At 73.4% G+C, this 16,269-nt stretch carries 13 protein-coding genes; 11 read left to right on the top strand and 2 right to left on the bottom strand.

Annotated elements, in window-relative coordinates:
- Window positions 1-46: 46 nt before the first annotated feature.
- Window positions 47-1,432: an aspartate aminotransferase family protein gene (locus M3673_RS02770; RefSeq protein WP_251531335.1), complete on the bottom strand. Its 1,386-nt coding sequence runs from the start codon at window positions 1,430-1,432 to the stop codon at window positions 47-49.
- Window positions 1,433-1,570: 138 nt separating this feature from the next.
- On the opposite strand from M3673_RS02770, the gene M3673_RS02765 reads away from it, so the two are divergent.
- From M3673_RS02765 to M3673_RS02725, 9 genes are all read left to right on the top strand, one after another.
- On the top strand, window positions 1,571-3,214 hold the full coding sequence (locus tag M3673_RS02765; RefSeq protein ID WP_251531333.1) for an amidohydrolase: 1,644 nt from the start codon (window positions 1,571-1,573) through the stop codon (window positions 3,212-3,214).
- A gap of 78 nt (window positions 3,215-3,292) precedes the next feature.
- Window positions 3,293-4,726, top strand: a complete 1,434-nt coding sequence (locus tag M3673_RS02760) for a gamma-aminobutyraldehyde dehydrogenase (RefSeq protein WP_056862403.1) — start codon at window positions 3,293-3,295, stop codon at window positions 4,724-4,726.
- Window positions 4,719-5,969 (top strand): saccharopine dehydrogenase family protein, encoded by a 1,251-nt coding sequence (locus M3673_RS02755; RefSeq protein ID WP_251531331.1) that lies wholly within the window; start codon window positions 4,719-4,721, stop codon window positions 5,967-5,969. The genes M3673_RS02760 and M3673_RS02755 overlap by 8 nt, the downstream gene beginning before the upstream one ends.
- Window positions 5,966-7,372 (top strand): 4-aminobutyrate--2-oxoglutarate transaminase, encoded by a 1,407-nt coding sequence (gabT, locus tag M3673_RS02750; RefSeq protein ID WP_228941789.1) that lies wholly within the window; start codon window positions 5,966-5,968, stop codon window positions 7,370-7,372. Before M3673_RS02755 ends, gabT begins: the two co-directional genes overlap by 4 nt.
- Before the next feature lie 106 nt (window positions 7,373-7,478).
- Window positions 7,479-8,591, top strand: a complete 1,113-nt coding sequence (gene dxr, locus M3673_RS02745; protein WP_251531329.1) for a 1-deoxy-D-xylulose-5-phosphate reductoisomerase — start codon at window positions 7,479-7,481, stop codon at window positions 8,589-8,591.
- The gene (locus M3673_RS02740) at window positions 8,588-9,952 is read left to right on the top strand and encodes an RIP metalloprotease (protein WP_251531327.1); all 1,365 of its coding nucleotides are present in this window, start codon (window positions 8,588-8,590) and stop codon (window positions 9,950-9,952) included. The genes dxr and M3673_RS02740 overlap by 4 nt, the downstream gene beginning before the upstream one ends.
- A 31-nt stretch (window positions 9,953-9,983) precedes the next feature.
- On the top strand, window positions 9,984-11,135 hold the full coding sequence (gene ispG / locus M3673_RS02735) for a flavodoxin-dependent (E)-4-hydroxy-3-methylbut-2-enyl-diphosphate synthase (RefSeq protein ID WP_056862409.1): 1,152 nt from the start codon (window positions 9,984-9,986) through the stop codon (window positions 11,133-11,135).
- A gap of 82 nt (window positions 11,136-11,217) precedes the next feature.
- The gene (locus M3673_RS02730; protein ID WP_251531324.1) at window positions 11,218-12,063 is read left to right on the top strand and encodes a GNAT family N-acetyltransferase; all 846 of its coding nucleotides are present in this window, start codon (window positions 11,218-11,220) and stop codon (window positions 12,061-12,063) included.
- Between the two features lie 42 nt (window positions 12,064-12,105).
- The gene (locus M3673_RS02725; protein WP_251531323.1) at window positions 12,106-12,489 is read left to right on the top strand and encodes a DoxX family protein; all 384 of its coding nucleotides are present in this window, start codon (window positions 12,106-12,108) and stop codon (window positions 12,487-12,489) included.
- A gap of 30 nt (window positions 12,490-12,519) precedes the next feature.
- On the opposite strand, the gene M3673_RS02720 is transcribed toward M3673_RS02725, so the two are convergent.
- Complete coding sequence (locus M3673_RS02720) at window positions 12,520-13,542, bottom strand: hypothetical protein (protein ID WP_251531321.1); 1,023 nt, start codon at window positions 13,540-13,542, stop codon at window positions 12,520-12,522.
- Between the two features lie 145 nt (window positions 13,543-13,687).
- Between M3673_RS02720 and M3673_RS02715 the strand changes: the two genes are divergently transcribed.
- Both M3673_RS02715 and M3673_RS02710 read left to right on the top strand, forming a co-directional pair.
- The gene (locus M3673_RS02715; protein ID WP_251531319.1) at window positions 13,688-15,469 is read left to right on the top strand and encodes a proline--tRNA ligase; all 1,782 of its coding nucleotides are present in this window, start codon (window positions 13,688-13,690) and stop codon (window positions 15,467-15,469) included.
- A gap of 14 nt (window positions 15,470-15,483) precedes the next feature.
- Complete coding sequence (locus M3673_RS02710; protein ID WP_251531317.1) at window positions 15,484-16,188, top strand: HAD family hydrolase; 705 nt, start codon at window positions 15,484-15,486, stop codon at window positions 16,186-16,188.
- Window positions 16,189-16,269 lie beyond the last annotated feature (81 nt).

The raw sequence follows: 16,269 nt of genomic DNA, 5'->3' as shown, positions 1-16,269 counted from the left end.
GCCCGCCGCCCCGCCGCCCCTCGGGGGCGAGCGGCGGGCCGTCGCCTCAGATCTGGGCCCAGGCCTTGTCGAGCACGGTGCGCAGGATCTGCTCCATCTCGTCAAAGTGCTCCTGGGTCGCGACGAGCGGGGGCGCGAGCTGGATGACGGGGTCGCCGCGGTCGTCGGCGCGGCAGTAGAGACCCTCGGCGTAGAGCGACTTGGAGACGAAGCCGTAGAGCAGGCGCTCGCTCTCGTCGTCGTCGAAGGACTCCTTGGTGGCCTGGTCCTTGACCAGCTCGATGCCGTAGAAGTAGCCGTCGCCGCGCACGTCGCCGACGATGGGCAGGTCCTTGAGCCGCTCCAGCGTGGCGCGGAAGCCGGGCTCGTTGGCGCGCACGTGCTCGAGCACCCCCTCCTCCTCGAAGGCGTCGAGGTTGGCCAGCGCGACCGCGCAGGAGACCGGGTGGCCGCCGAAGGTGTAGCCGTGGGCGAACCACTCGCTGCCGCGCAGGAAGGGCTCCATCAGCCGGTCGGAGGCGATCATCGCGCCGAGCGGGGAGTAGCCCGACGTCAGGCCCTTGGCGCAGGTGATGATGTCGGGCTGGTAGCCGTAGCGCTCGGCCCCGAACATGTGGCCGAGGCGGCCGAAGGCGCAGATGACCTCGTCGGAGACCAGGAGCACGTCGTACCGGTCGCAGATCTCGCGCACGCGCTGGAAGTAGCCGGGCGGCGGCGGGAAGCAGCCGCCGGCGTTCTGCACCGGCTCGAGGAAGACCGCGGCCACCGTGTCGGGGCCCTCGTTCTCGATCGCGACCGCGATCTGGTCCGCGGCCCAGCGGCCGTAGGCCTCGAGGTCGTCGCCGCCGGGACCCAGCGCGTGGGCGGGGGCGCGGTAGGCGTTGGTGTTGGGCACGCGGAAGGTCGAGGGCACCAGGGGCTCGAACTGCTGCTTGAGCAGCGGCAGGCCCGTGATCGACAGCGCCCCCTGCGTGGTGCCGTGGTAGGCGATCGAGCGGCTGATGACCTTGTGCTTCATCGGGCGGCCGGTGAGCTTGAAGTAGTTCTTGGCCAGCTTCCAGGCGCTCTCGACCGCCTCGCCGCCGCCGGTGGTGAAGAAGACCCGGTTGAGGTCGCCGGGCGCGTAGGACGCCACCCGCTCGGCCAGCCGGATGGCGGTGGGGTGGGCATAGGACCACAGCGGGTGGAAGGCCAGCTCGCCGGCCTGCGTGGCCGCGGCCTCGGCCAGGTCGCGGCGGCCGTGACCGAGCTGGCTGACGAAGAGACCGGCCAGGCCGTCGAGGTAGCGCTTGCCGTGGGCGTCGTAGAGGTGCACGCCCTCCCCGCGCACGATCACCGGCACGTCGGCGGCCTCGTAGGACCCGTGGCGCGTGAAGTGCATCCAGAGGTGGTCCTTGGCGGCCTTCTGGAGGTGGTCGTAGTCAGGGAGCATGCGCTCATCGTGCGCGCTCCGAGGGGAGGTGTGCAAGCGGAATCGACGGTGTGAGCGGGTTTCCGTGACGGAATCCGTCGAATCCCGCCCGTCGGGCGTCAGGGCGCGACCGGCCCGGGGCTCTGGTTCACTGCAGCCATGACCTCGACGGTGTTCACCGGTGGGAGCCTCTTCGACGGCCACGAGCACGTGGGCGCCGTCGATGCGGTGGTGGTGCGCGACGGCGTCGTGACCGACGTACGCCGCGCCGGGCAGGGCCGCCCGCGCCCGGAGCCCGGCCAGCAGGTGGTGGACCTCGCCGGCGGGATGCTGGCCCCGGGGTTCGTCGACGCCCACGTGCACGCGGTGCAGGGCGGTCTCGAGCGGGTGCGCTGCGACCTCTCCGACGTCGGCACGCGCGAGGCCTACGTCGCGGCGGTCGCCGCCTACGCCGACGCGCACCCCGAGCGCGGGTGGGTGCTCGGCGGGGGCTGGGCGATGGCCGCCTTCCCCGGCGGCACCCCGACCGCGGCCGACCTCGACGCGGTCGTGCCCGACCGGCCGGTGCTGCTGCCCAACCGCGACCACCACGGCGCCTGGGTCAACACCCGCGCCCTCGAGCTGGCCGGCATCACCGCGGAGACGCCCGACCCGCCCCACGGCCGGATCGAGCGCGACGCCGACGGCCGGCCCACCGGCACCCTCCACGAGGCGGCCATGGCGCTGGTCGCCGACCTCGCTCCGGCGACCACCGAGGCGGAGTACGACGCGGCGCTCCTCGCAGGGCAGTCCTACCTGCACTCGGTGGGCGTCACCGGGTGGCAGGACGCGATCGTCGGGGCCTACGCCGGCATGGACGACCCGGGGCCGGCGTACCTGAGGGCGGCGCAGCGCGGGGTGCTCACCGCCCACGTCGTGGGCGCGCTGTGGTGGGAGCGCGACCGCGGCCTCGAGCAGGTCGCCGACCTGGTCGCCCGCCGCGCCGCCTACAGCCACGGCCGCTTCCGCGCCACGAGCGTCAAGGTCATGCAGGACGGCGTGGCGGAGAACGGCTCGGCCTCCCTCACCGCGCCCTACCTCGACCGGTGCGGCCACCCCACCGACAACGCCGGGCACTCCTTCCTCGACCCCGCCGCCCTCACCGCGGCGGTCGCGGCCCTCGCGGCGGAGGGCTTCCAGGTGCACGTGCACGGCATCGGCGACCGCGGGGTGCGCGAGGCGCTCGACGCGTTCGAGGCCCTCGACGACGACCTGCGTCGCGCCGGGCGGCACCACGTGGCGCACCTGCAGCTCGTGCACCCCGACGACGTGCCGCGCTTCGGCGCCCTGGGCGTCGCCGCCAACCTGCAGACGCTGTGGGCCTGCCTCGACGAGCAGATGGTCGAGCTGACGCTGCCGTTCCTCGGCCTGGAGCGGGCCGGGTGGCAGTACCCCTTCGGCTCCCTGCACCGCACGGGTGCGCGGCTCGTGGCCGGCAGCGACTGGCCGGTCTCGACGCCGCACCCGCTCGAGGCGGTGCACGTCGCGGTCAACCGCTGGGCGCGCGACGAGGCGGGCCGCGGCGGCACCGAGGCCTTCCTGCCCGAGCAGGCGCTCGACCTCGCGACCTCGCTGGCGGCCTACACCTCGGGCAGCGCGTGGGTGAACCGCCGCGACGACGTCGGCGCCGGCACGGTGGCGCCCGGGGCGGTGGCCGACCTGGTCGTGCTCGACCGCGACCCGTTCCTCGGGCCCGTCGAGGAGGTCGGGGCGACCCAGGTCACCTCGACCTGGGTCGACGGAGCGTGCGTCTTCGCGGTCTGAGGTCACGGTCACGACCGATTTCGCATCGGATCGGGCGGAGGTCTACAGATTCCGTTGTGTTCTGACTAGGCTCCGGTCATGGCCGACCAGACCTTCCAGAACGTTGTCAACGGCGAGCTCGTCGCCGCCGCCTCCGGCGCCACCTACGACGTGGAGGACCCCACGACGGGGGAGGTCTACGCCGCCGCGCCGCTCTCGGACGCCGAGGACGTCGACCGCGCCTACGCCGCCGCCGACCGGGCCTTCGAGACCTGGGGCGAGACCACCCCGCAGGAGCGGATGACCGCGCTGCTGGGCATCGCCGACGCCCTCGACCGGCGCAGCGAGGAGTTCGTGCGCGTGGAGTCGCGCGACACCGGCAAGCCACTGGGCCTGACCGCCACCGAGGAGCTCCCGGTCGGCGTCGACCACTTCCGCTTCTTCGCCGGGGCGGCGCGGCTGCTGGAGGGCAAGTCGGCGGGGGAGTACATGGCCGACCACACCTCGTGGATCCGCCGTGAGCCGATCGGCGTCATCGGCCAGGTGACGCCGTGGAACTACCCGCTGATGATGATGATCTGGAAGATCGCCCCGGCGCTGGCCGCCGGCAACACCATCGTGCTCAAGCCCAGCGACACCACCCCGGCCACCTCGGTGCTGCTCGCCGAGCTGGCCCAGGAGTTCCTGCCGCCCGGGGTCCTCAACGTCGTGTGCGGCGACCGTGACACCGGCCGCCGCCTGGTCGAGCACCCGACACCGCAGATGGTCTCGATCACGGGATCGGTGCGCGCCGGCATGGAGGTCGCGGGGGCCGCGGCCGCCGACCTGAAGAAGGTGCACCTCGAGCTCGGCGGCAAGGCCCCGGTCGTGGTCTTCGACGACGCCGACGTGGAGCGTGCCGCCGCGGCCATCGCCGAGGCCGGCTACTTCAACGCCGGCCAGGACTGCACCGCCGCCACCCGCGTGCTGGTCGCCCCCGGGGTCCACGACGAGTTCGTCGCCGCGCTCACCGAGGCCGCCCGCGGCACCCGCACCGGACTCCCCGACGACGAGGACGTGCTCTACGGCGCGCTCAACAACGCCGACCAGCTGGCCCGCGTCAGCGGCATGGTCGACCGGCTGCCCGACCACGCCACGCTCCAGACCGGCGGTGCCCGCCAGGGCGAGCGGGGCTACTTCTACGAGCCGACCGTGGTCTCGGGGCTGCGCCAGGACGACGAGCAGGTGCAGACCGAGATCTTCGGCCCGGTCATCACGGTGCAGCGCTTCTCCGACGAGGCCGAGGCCCTGCGCTGGGCCAACGGCACGAAGTACGGGCTGTCGTCCTCGGTGTGGACCGCCGACCACGCCCGGGCCCTGCGCATGTCCAAGCGCCTCGACTTCGGCGTGGTGTGGATCAACACCCACATCCCCTTCGTCTCCGAGATGCCCCACGGCGGCTTCAAGCACTCCGGCTACGGCAAGGACCTCTCGGCCTACAGCCTCGAGGACTACACCCGGGTCAAGCACGTCATGAGCTACCACGGTGAGTGACCCGGTGACCAGCCCGGTGAGCAGCCCCATGCGCATCCTCCTGGTCGGTGCCGGCGGCGTCGGCTCGGCCTTCGCGGCCATCGCCGCGCGCCGCGACTTCTTCGAGGCCCTGGTCGTCGCCGACTACGACGAGGCCAAGGCGCAGAGCGCCGCCGCGACCGACGAGCGGTACGCCGCCGCGCGCGTCGACGCCTCCGACGCGGGCTCGGTGAGCGCGCTGTGCCGCGAGCACCGGATCACCCACGTGATGAACGCGGTCGACCCGGTCTTCGACATGCCGGTCTTCGAGGGCGCCTTCGCCGCGGGGGCCGACTACCTCGACATGGCGATGTCGCTCTCGCGACCGCACCCGGAGGCGCCGTACGAGCAGTGCGGTGTGAAGCTCGGCGACGAGCAGTTCGCGGTCGCGGGGGAGTGGGAGGCCGCCGGACGGCTGGCCCTGGTCGGCATCGGCGTCGAGCCGGGCCTGTCCGACGTCTTCGCCCGCTACGCCGCCGACCACCTCTTCAGCGAGATCGACGAGCTCGGCACGCGCGACGGCGCCAACCTCGTGGTCACCGACGACGACGGCAACGAGGTCTTCGCGCCGTCGTTCTCAATGTGGACCACGATCGAGGAGTGCCTCAACCCGCCCGTCGTCTGGCAGGACGGGCAGTGGTCGACCACCGCGCCCTTCAGCGAGCCCGAGGTCTTCGACTTCCCCGAGGGCATCGGGCCGGTCGAGTGCGTCAACGTCGAGCACGAGGAGGTGCTCCTCATGCCGCGCTGGATCGACTGCCGGCGCGCGACCTTCAAGTACGGCCTGGGCGAGGAGTTCATCTCCATCCTCAAGGCCCTGCACACCCTGGGCCTCGACCGCACCGAGAAGGTGCGCGTCAAGGGCGTCGAGGTCAGCCCGCGCGACGTCGTCGCCGCGGTGCTGCCCGACCCGGCCACCGTGGGCCCGCGGATGCGCGGCAAGACCTGCGCGGGGCTCTGGGTCACCGGCCTCGGCAAGGACGGCGCGCCCCGGTCGACCTACCTCTACCACGTGGTCGACAACGCCTGGACGATGCAGGAGTACGGCCACCAGTGCGTGGTGTGGCAGACCGCGGTCAACCCCGTGGTCGCCCTCGAGCTGCTCGCCACCGGCGTGTGGCGCGGGGCCGGCGTGTTGGGCCCCGAGGCCTTCGACGCCGTACCCTTCCTCGACCTGCTCACGGCCTACGGCAGCCCGTGGGGAATGAAGGAGATGGACTCGTGACCGACACCCAGCAGCACGCCCCGACCACCCCGACCGGCCCCGCCACCAACGTGGGCCTGCCGCAGGAGCGGCGCCTGGTCACCGCGATCCCCGGCCCGGCCTCGCTCGAGCGCCTCGAGCGCAAGAAGGCCTACGTCGCCGACGGCGTGGGCACGACCCTGCCCGTCTTCGTGGTCGCCGCGGGCGGCGGCGTCCTCGTCGACGTCGACGGCAACTCCCTCATCGACCTCGGCTCGGGCATCGCGGTCACCACGGTCGGCAACGCCGCCCCCGCGGTGGTCCGCAACGTCACCGAGCAGGTCCAGGCCTTCACCCACACCTGCTTCATGGTCACGCCCTACGACGGCTACGTCGACGTCGCGCAGGCCCTCGCCGAGCTCACCCCCGGCTCGCACGCCAAGAAGTCGGCCCTGTTCAACTCCGGCGCCGAGGCCGTCGAGAACGCCGTGAAGATCGCCCGCGTCGCCACCGGCAAGGACGCCGTGGCCGTCTTCGACCACGCCTACCACGGCCGCACCAACCTCACGATGGCCATGACGGCCAAGAACATGCCCTACAAGCACGGCTTCGGGCCCTTCGCCGGCGAGGTCTACCGCGCCCCGATGTCCTACCCCTTCCGCGACGGGCTCTCGGGCCCCGAGGCGGCCGCGCGCGCCATCGACGTCATCGAGAAGCAGGTGGGCGCCACCAACCTGGCCTGCGTCGTCATCGAGCCGGTGCAGGGCGAGGGCGGCTTCGTCGTGCCGGCCCCGGGCTTCCTGCCGGCGCTCTCGCAGTGGTGCACCGACAACGACGTCGTGCTGATCGCCGACGAGATCCAGTCCGGCTTCTGCCGCACCGGCGACTGGTTCGCCAGCGACCACGAGGGCGTCGTGCCCGACCTGGTCACCACGGCCAAGGGCATCGCCGGCGGGCTGCCGCTGGCCGCCGTCACCGGCCGCGCCGAGCTGATGGACTCCGTGCACGGCGGCGGCCTCGGCGGCACCTACGGCGGCAACCCGCTGGCCTGCGCCGCCGCGCTGGGCGCCATCGAGGAGATGCGCGAGCACGACCTCGTGGGTCGCGCCCGCGACCTCGGCGCGCTGATGACCGAGCGCCTCACCGCGCTGGCCGCCGAGCACCCCGTCGTCGCCGACGTCCGCGGTCGCGGCGCCATGATGGCCATCGAGCTGTGCGAGCCCGGCACGACCACCCCCGACGCCGCCCGCACCGCCGCCGTCGCGGCCCACTGCCACCGCAACGGCGTCGTGGTGCTCACCTGCGGCACCTGGGGCAACGTCTTCCGCTTCCTGCCGCCGCTGTCGATCCCCGACGCGCTGCTGCACGAGGCCTTCGACGTCGTCGCCGAGGCCTTCGCCGCCACCGCCCCCGACGCCGAGCCCGTCACCCCGGTCGCACCCTGACGGTGAGCCCGGCCGGGCCGCCCGCCGGGCCGCTCGCGGGGCCGCTCGCGTGGCCGGTCGCGGGGCCCCGCGGCCGGCCCGGGCGCGACGGGGGAGACTGGCGCGCGTGAGTGAGCGTCGCGACATCGTCATCCTCGGCTCCACCGGCTCGATCGGCACCCAGGCCCTCGACCTCGTGCGGGCCCACCCCGACCGGTTCCGCGTGGTCGGGCTGAGCGCCGGGGGCGGCCAGCCCGAGCTGTTCGCGCAGCAGGTGGCCGAGCTGCGCCCGGCGTACAGCGGGCTGGGGGAGGAGGCGTCGGTCGAGGCCGCCGGTCTCGGCGCCGACGTCGTGCTCAACGGCATCACCGGAGCGGTCGGGCTGCGCCCGACCCTCGCCGCGCTCGAGTCGGGCTCGACGCTGGCCCTCGCCAACAAGGAGTCGCTGATCATGGCCGGCCCGCTGGTGCTGGCCGCGGCGGCTCCCGGCCAGGTGGTGCCGGTCGACTCCGAGCACTCCGCCGTCGCGCAGTGCCTGCGCGGCGGGGCGCGCGAGGAGGTGCGCCGGCTCGTGCTCACCGCCAGCGGCGGGCCCTTCCGCGGGCGCAGCCGCGAGCAGCTCGCCGAGGTCACCCCGGCCGAGGCGCTCGACCACCCGACCTGGTCGATGGGGCCGGTCATCACGATCAACTCCGCGACCCTGGTCAACAAGGGCCTCGAGGTGATCGAGGCCCACCTGCTCTTCGGCGTGCCCTACGACGACATCGAGGTCGTGGTGCACCCGACCAGCGTCGTGCACTCGATGGTGGAGTTCACCGACGGCTCCACGCTGGTGCAGGCCAGCCCGCCCACGATGATGATCCCGATCGCGCTCGGCCTGGCCTGGCCCCACCGGGTGCCCGGCGCCGCGGCCCCCGTCGACTGGTCGACGGCGCAGACGTGGCGCTTCGACCCGCTCGACGACGAGGCCTTCCCCGCCGTCGCCCTGGCCCGCGAGGCCGGTCGCCGCGGCGGCACGGCCCCCGCGGTCTACAACGCCGCCAACGAGGAGTGCGTCGCGGCCTTCCGCGACGGCCGGCTGGGCTTCACCGGGATCGTCGACGTGGTCGCTGCGGTGCTGCGCGGTCACGACGTACCCTCGGACGAGCAGCCCACCCTCGACGGCGTGCTCGCTGCCGACACCTGGGCCCGTGAGACGGCCCGCGCCACGATCCGCTCCACGAGCCGAGGAAGCCGATGACCACCGCCCTGCTCTACCTCCTCGGCGTGCTCGTCTTCGTCGTCGCGATCCTGGTCTCGATCGGTCTGCACGAGCTCGGTCACATGATCCCGGCCAAGCGCTTCGGCGGGAAGGTGACGCAGTACTTCATCGGCTTCGGCCCCACCGTGTGGAGCAAGCAGGTCGGCGAGACCGAGTACGGCGTCAAGGCCATCCCGCTCGGCGGCTACGTCAAGATCGTCGGCATGCTGCCGCCCGGCGCCGCGCAGCTGGCCGACGAGACCACCGTCGACGCCGACGGCAACACCGTGACCCGCGTGCGCAAGTCCAACACCGGCATGTTCACCCAGCTCATCTCCGACGCCCGCGCGGCGGAGTGGGAGCTGGTGCGCCCCGAGGACAGCGACCGTCTCTTCTACAAGATGGCCTCGTGGAAGAAGATCGTGGTGATGGCCGGCGGCCCCACGGTCAACATCCTCATCGCCTTCTTCCTGTTCTGGATCGTCTTCGGCACCTACGGCACCCGCACCATCGAGCCCGAGGCCGGTGCGCCGGTCGTCGACACGGTCTCGCAGTGCGTCATCCCCTACTCCGACGAGGGCCGTGAGTGCGCGGCCGACGACCCGGCCAGCCCGGCCAGCGACGCCGGCCTGCGACCCGGCGACACCATCACCTCCTTCAACGGCACGGCCGTCACCGGCTGGGACCAGCTGCGCGAGCTGATCCGCGACAACGCCGACGGCGAGGCCGTCATCGGCTACGAGCGCGACGGCCGCGAGCTCACCGGCACGACCAGCACCACGGTGGAGACCCGGCCGACCTCGGAGACCGACGAGACCCTGCGCCAGGTCGGCTTCCTGGGCGTGACGCCCACCGTCGAGCTGGTCGTCACCCGAGGCGGCCCGCTCTACACCCTCGAGCAGATGGGGGTCATGGCCAAGGACACCGTGCAGGCCCTGGTCACCCTCCCGGTCAAGGTCTACGAGGTCGGCCAGGCCATCGTCGGCGTCGAGGAGCGCGCGGCCGACAGCCCGGTCAGCATCGTCGGCGGCGGCCGGATCGCGGGCGAGGTCAGCTCGGCCGAGCAGATCCCCGGCGGCGACAAGGTCGCCTTCCTGCTCTCGCTGATCGCCGGCTTCAACTTCTTCATCGGCGTCTTCAACTTCGTGCCGCTGCTGCCCCTCGACGGCGGCCACATCGCCAGTGCCACCTGGGAGTGGATCCGTCGCGGCGCCGCCCGCCTGCGCGGTCGGCCCGACCCCGGCTACGTCGACGCCGCCAAGCTCCTCCCGGTCGCCTACGTCGTCGCCTCCGCGCTGCTGGTCATGGGCGTCGTGCTCATCGTCGGCGACCTCGTCGCCCCCGTCGCCACGCCGTTCTGAGGCCCTGCGGGGTGCGCAGTAGCCTGGGGGCATGACCGAGATCAACCTGGGGATGCCGTCGGCCCCGCCGCCCGTGCTCGCCCCGCGCCGCCCCACCCGCCAGATCAAGGTCGGCTCGGTGGGGGTCGGCAGCGACTCGCCCGTCTCGGTGCAGTCGATGACCACGACGCTGACGTCCGACATCAACTCCACGCTGCAGCAGATCGCCGAGCTCACCGCGACCGGCTGCGACATCGTGCGGGTGGCCTGCCCGAGCCAGGACGACGCCGAGGCCCTGCCCGCGATCGCGCAGAAGTCGCAGATCCCGGTCATCGCCGACATCCACTTCCAGCCCAAGTACGTCTTCGCCGCGATCGACGCCGGCTGCGCCGCGGTGCGGGTCAACCCGGGCAACATCCGCAAGTTCGACGACCAGGTCAAGGAGATCGCCCGGGCCGCCAAGGACCGCGGCACGAGCATCCGCATCGGCGTCAACGCGGGCTCGCTCGACAAGCGGATCATGGACAAGTACGGCAAGGCCACGCCCGAGGCCCTCGTGGAGTCGGCGGTGTGGGAGGCCAGCCTCTTCGAGGAGCACGACTTCCACGACTTCAAGATCTCGGTGAAGCACAACGACCCCGTCGTGATGGTCCGCGCCTACGAGCTGCTCGCCGAGGCCGGTGACTGGCCGCTGCACCTCGGGGTCACCGAGGCCGGCCCGGCCTTCCAGGGCACCATCAAGTCGGCCACCGCCTTCGGGGCCCTGCTGAGCCAGGGCATCGGCGACACGATCCGCGTCTCGCTCTCGGCCCCGCCGGTCGAGGAGGTCAAGGTCGGCATCCAGATCCTGCAGTCGCTCAACCTGCGCCCGCGCAAGCTCGAGATCGTCTCGTGCCCCAGCTGTGGCCGCGCCCAGGTCGACGTCTACAAGCTCGCCGAGGAGGTCACCGCCGGTCTCGAGGGCATGGAGGTGCCGCTGCGCGTCGCCGTCATGGGCTGTGTCGTCAACGGTCCGGGCGAGGCGCGCGAGGCCGACCTCGGCGTCGCCTCCGGCAACGGCAAGGGCCAGATCTTCGTCAAGGGCGAGGTCATCAAGACCGTGCCGGAGTCGCAGATCGTGGAGACCCTCATCGAGGAGGCCATGCGCATCGCCGAGGGCATGGAGGCCGTCGACGGCGCCGCCGCCGAGGTCAGCGTCGGCTGAGCGCAGCCACCGGCGCCGCCTCACCCGGGCCCACCCACGGCGGGGTGACTCGGTGACGCCCTCGGGGCCTTAGGCTCCAGGGGTGCTGACCACCCGCCACGGCGTGCGCCCCCTGGGGGCGGCCGACCTCCACGAGTTCCTCGCGCTCGTCGAGCTCGACCCCGTGGTCAACGTCTTCGCCGACTACCGGGCGCGCACGACCAACCTGGAGCCCCGCTGGCTGGGCGGGGAGGTGTGGGGCCGCTTCGTCGACGGCCGCCTCGTCGCCGCGTGCCACGTCGGCGCCAACCTGGTGCCGATCGGCGCCACCGCCGACGACGCCCGCGCCTTCGCGGAGCGCGCACTGACCCGCGGGCGCAGCGTGTCGACCATCGTGGGCCCCCACGAGGCCGTCGAGGTGCTGTGGGGTCACCTCGCCTCGTCGTGGGGCCGGCCCCGCGAGACCCGGTGGCGCCAGCCCCACCTCGAGCTCGCCCGCACCCCCGACGTCGCCCCCGACCCGGGCGTACGGCGCACGACGCGCGCCGACATGGGCGAGCTCTACCCCGCGTGCGTGGCGATGTACACCGAGGAGGTGGGCGTCTCCCCCGAGCAGGGCGGCGGTGCGGAGCTCTACCGCGCCCGGGTCGCGCAGCTGGTGAGCCGGGGCTGGTCCTTCGCCCGCTTCGACGACGGCCGGCTCGTCTTCAAGGCCGAGGTCGCCTGCGCCTCGCCCCACGCCGCGCAGGTGCAGGGCGTCTGGGTGCCCGCCGACCGTCGCGGCGAGGGGCTGGCCGTCACGGGCATGGCGGCGGTCGCCGAGCTGGTGCGCGCCGAGATCGCACCGACGGTGTCGCTCTACGTCAACGAGTGGAACGAGCCCGCCCGCAGGACCTACGCCGCGGTCGGCTTCGAGGAGACCGCGCGCTTCTCGACCGTCATGTTCTGAGCCGGCCAGCTCCCCGCCCCCGCGGCCCACTAGCCTCGGGCCGTGCCCGCACCCACCGCCGCTCCGCTGCCCCTCGCCGCCAAGCTCCTCGCCGGGGCCTTCGTCACCAGCGGTGTGGTGCACCTCGTGCGACCGCAGACCTTCGAGCCGCTGATGCCCGCGTGGGTGCCGGCCCACCGCGAGGTCATCTGGGGCAGTGGCGTCGCCGAGCTGGCGTGCGCCGCGGGCATGGCGGTGCCGGCGACGCGCCGCGCCGCCGGCTGGGCCAGCGCCGCGCTCCTGGTCGGGGTCTTCCCGGGCAACGTGAAGATGGCCGCCGACGCGCGCCGCAGCCGCAGCGCGGTGCTGCGCGCCGGCACCCTGGCCCGGCTGCCGCTGCAGGCCGAGCTGGTGCGGGTGGCGCTCAAGGTCGCCCGCGGCGCCTGAGCCGCGCGGCCCGACCGGACCGACCGGCTGTCAGGACCCTGCGGTCACGGCTCTCAGGTCCCCGGCCCGCTCGCACCCGCCGTCGGTGACGGTGGCGTCGGTGTCGCAGCGCACGAGCGCCGCTCGGCTCACCCCGTGGCTGTCGAGCAGCAGCCCGGTCGTGTCCTCCCACTGCACGAGCCCGAACCAGCCGGCCACGGTGTAGTGCTGCAGCAGGGTGCCGTCGGTGCCGCGCGCCCACACGTCCTGCGGGCCGCGGCCGTCGGCCAGCAGACCGACCGTGGCGAGGCGCTCACCGCCCGGGGCGAAGGCCGTCACCCGCTCCTCGCACGAGCGCCACAGCGTCCGCGAGGGGTCCTGCAGCCGCACGACGCGGCTGCACCCGCCCCGGTAGGGGTCGCCGGTGTAGACCGCGAGCCGGTCGTCGGCGAGCGAGGCGGCGTAGCCCGGCTGCCGGCCGACGAGCTCGACCCGGTCCGCGGCCAGGTCCCAGAGCATCGTGGCGCGGGGAGGGAAGGTGGAGACGACGACCCGGGTGGCGTCGGCGTCGAGGACGTTCGCGAAGCCCTCGAACCCTCGGCGCTGCGCGATCGACCCGGTGGCGACGTCGAGGACCCGCACCCGTGACCTCTGCGCGGCGAACCGGTAGTGGGTGAGGACGACGACGGAGCCGTCGGAGGCCAGCCGCGCGTCGTCGGTGCCGAGGTCGTCGACGAGGGTGTGGCGCCCCGACCCGTCGAGCAGCAGCACCGGTCGGCGCCCGTCGAGCCCGGTGGTGACGACGTACCCGTCGCCGGAGGCGCCGAGCAGGGAGGGGGAGCGGCCGGGCACGCGGACGGTGCGCTCACCGTCGGTGATCGTGCGTCCCGCGAGCACGGGCACCGCCGGGTCGGCGCCACGGGTCAGCGAGCCGGGCGCGACCGGCGTCGCCGCCTCGGCGCTCGCCGCGCCGGCGCCCGGCCCGGCGAGGGTCGAGCACGACAGGGCGGCCAGGGCGGCTGCCGCGGCGAGCGCGGAGGGGAGCCGTCGGGTGCGGGTGCGGGTGCGGTCCATGGGTGGTCGGTCCTCCCGGGCTGGTGGCCCGGCGGGTCCGGGCTCCTGGTGGAGACGCGCGCCCGGCGTGATCGGTTGTGCCCGCTCCCGCGGGGAGCGGACAACTGGTTCGTGCCGTCGGCGGCACCACCCCTACGCTGAGCCCATGATCCTGCGGATGTCGACCCTGTTCGTGCGCACCCTGAGGGACGATCCCGCCGACGCGGAGGTGCCCAGCCACCGCCTGCTGGTGCGCGCGGGCTACATCCGTCGCGCCGCGCCCGGCATCTACTCCTGGCTGCCGCTGGGCCTCAAGGTGCTGCGCAAGGTCGAGGCCATCGTGCGCGAGGAGATGGACGCCATCGGCGCCCAGGAGCTCAGCTTCCCGGCACTGCTGCCCCGGGAGCCCTACGAGGCCACCAACCGCTGGACCGAGTACGGCGACGGCATCTTCCGCCTGAAGGACCGCAAGGGCGCCGACTACCTGCTCGGCCCGACGCACGAGGAGATGTTCACCCTCGTCGTCAAGGACCTGTACTCCTCCTACAAGGACCTGCCCCTCTCGATCTACCAGATCCAGACCAAGTACCGCGACGAGGCCCGTCCCCGCGCCGGCCTCCTGCGCGGACGCGAGTTCACGATGAAGGACTCCTACTCCTTCGACGTCGACGACGCCGGCCTCGACGCCAGCTACCAGGCCCACCGCGACGCCTACGTGCGCATCTTCGACCGTCTCGGCTTCGAGTACGTCGTGGTCAAGGCCACCTCGGGCGCGATGGGCGGCTCCCGCTCGGAGGAGTTCCTCGCCAAGGCCGACGTGGGGGAGGACACCTACGTGCGCTGCACGCGCTGCGACTACGCCGCCAACGTGGAGGCCGTCGAGGTGCTGACCCCGCCCGCCTCCGGCTGGGAGGACGCGCCCGCCGCGCACGCCGAGGCCACCCCCGGCACCCCCACCATCGACTCGCTGGTGGCCCACCTCGACGAGGCGTTCCCCCGCGAGGACCGCCCCTGGCACGCCGCCGACACCCTGAAGAACGTACTGGTGGTGCTCAAGCACCCCGACGGCACGCGCGAGCCGCTCGCCATCGGCCTGCCCGGCGACCGCGAGGTCGACCAGAAGCGGCTCGAGGGCCAGCTCGAGCCGATCGAGGTCGAGCCCTTCGGCGAGGCCGAGTTCGCCGCCCACCCCGCGCTCGTCAAGGGCTACATCGGCCCCGGCGTGCTGGGCGAGGAGAGCGCCTCCGGCATCCGCTACGTCGTCGACCCCCGGGTCGTTGACGGCACCCGCTGGGTCACCGGCGCCGACGTCGACGGCAGCCACGTGCTCGACCTCGTGGCCGGCCGCGACTTCACCGCCGACGGCACCATCGAGGCCGCCGAGGTGCGCGACGGCGACCTGTGCCCCGCCTGCGGCGGCACCGACGGCGGCGTGCTGGAGACCGCGCGCGGCATCGAGATGGGCCACATCTTCCAGCTCGGACGCAAGTACGCCGACGCGCTCGACCTCAAGGTGCTCGACGAGAACGGCAAGCTGGTCACGGTCACGATGGGCTCCTACGGCATCGGGTGCACCCGCGCGGTGGCCGCGATCGCCGAGGGCACCCTCGACGGGAGCGGGCTGTCCTGGCCGCGCAACGTCGCGCCCGCCGACGTCCACCTGGTCGCGGCCGGCAAGGACGAGGCGGTCCTCGCCGCGGCCGAGCGCATCGCCCACGAGCTGTCGGGCCAGGGGCTCGACGTGCTCTACGACGACCGCACCGGCAAGGTCAGCCCCGGCGTGAAGTTCAAGGACGCCGAGCTGATCGGCGTGCCGACCGTCGTGGTCGTCGGCAAGAGCCTGGCCGAGACCGGCACGGTGGAGGTGCGCGACCGCGCCTCGGGCGGGCGTGAGGACGTCGCCGCCGACCACGTCGTCGACCACCTCGTGCGGCTCGTCCGCGCCTGAGGGGAGCAGGCGCGATGGGCGGCGTCGAGGCGGTCCTCTTCGACTGGGGAGGCACGCTGACGCAGTGGCACGACGTCGACTTCCACGCCGAGTCGCTGGCCCTCGCTCGGGCGGTGGTGGAGTCGGAGCACGGCGACGACGTCCACGCCGCGCGCCTGCACGAGGCCGGTGCCGTGGTGTGGGGGCGCAGCCGCGACCACCAGCGCAGCGCCACCGTCGCCGACCTCTTCGACGAGGCCGGCCTGGCCCACGACCCCGAGCTGCTCGAGGCCTACCGCGCCTTCTGGGAGCCCCACACCGCCACCGACCCCGAGGTCCGACCGCTCCTCGAGGCGCTGCGTGCCGACGGGATCCTCGTCGGGGTGCTCTCCAACACGATCTGGCCGCGCGCCTGGCACCGCGGCTTCTTCGAGCGCGACGGCGTGCTCGACCTGCTCGACGGTGACGTCTACACCTCGGAGATCGCCTGGACCAAGCCGTCCCGCCACGCCTTCCGGGCCGCGATGGACGCCGTCGGGGCCAGCGACCCGACGCGGTGCGTCTACGTCGGCGACCGGCTCTTCGACGACGTGTGGGGCGCCCAGCAGGCCGGTCTGCGCGCCGTCCACGTGCCGCACAGCACCATCCCCGACGAGCAGCGCGGCCACACCGAGGGCGTGCCCGACGCGGTGGTGTCGAGCATCGGCGGGGTGCTCGACGTCGTGCGCGGCTGGGCCTGACCCCGGCGCCGCGCCGCGCGCCGGGGCGACGCGCTGCACGATCTCCTGCACGTTCCTGCATTGCACGAACGTGCAGCGCCC

This window comes from Nocardioides sp. P86 (genome assembly GCF_023712465.1).
In the GTDB taxonomy this organism is placed as follows: Bacteria; Actinomycetota; Actinomycetes; order Propionibacteriales; family Nocardioidaceae; genus Nocardioides; species Nocardioides kribbensis.
Note: the sequence above shows the minus strand (reverse complement) of the source record. Positions and strands in the feature narration are given on the sequence as shown.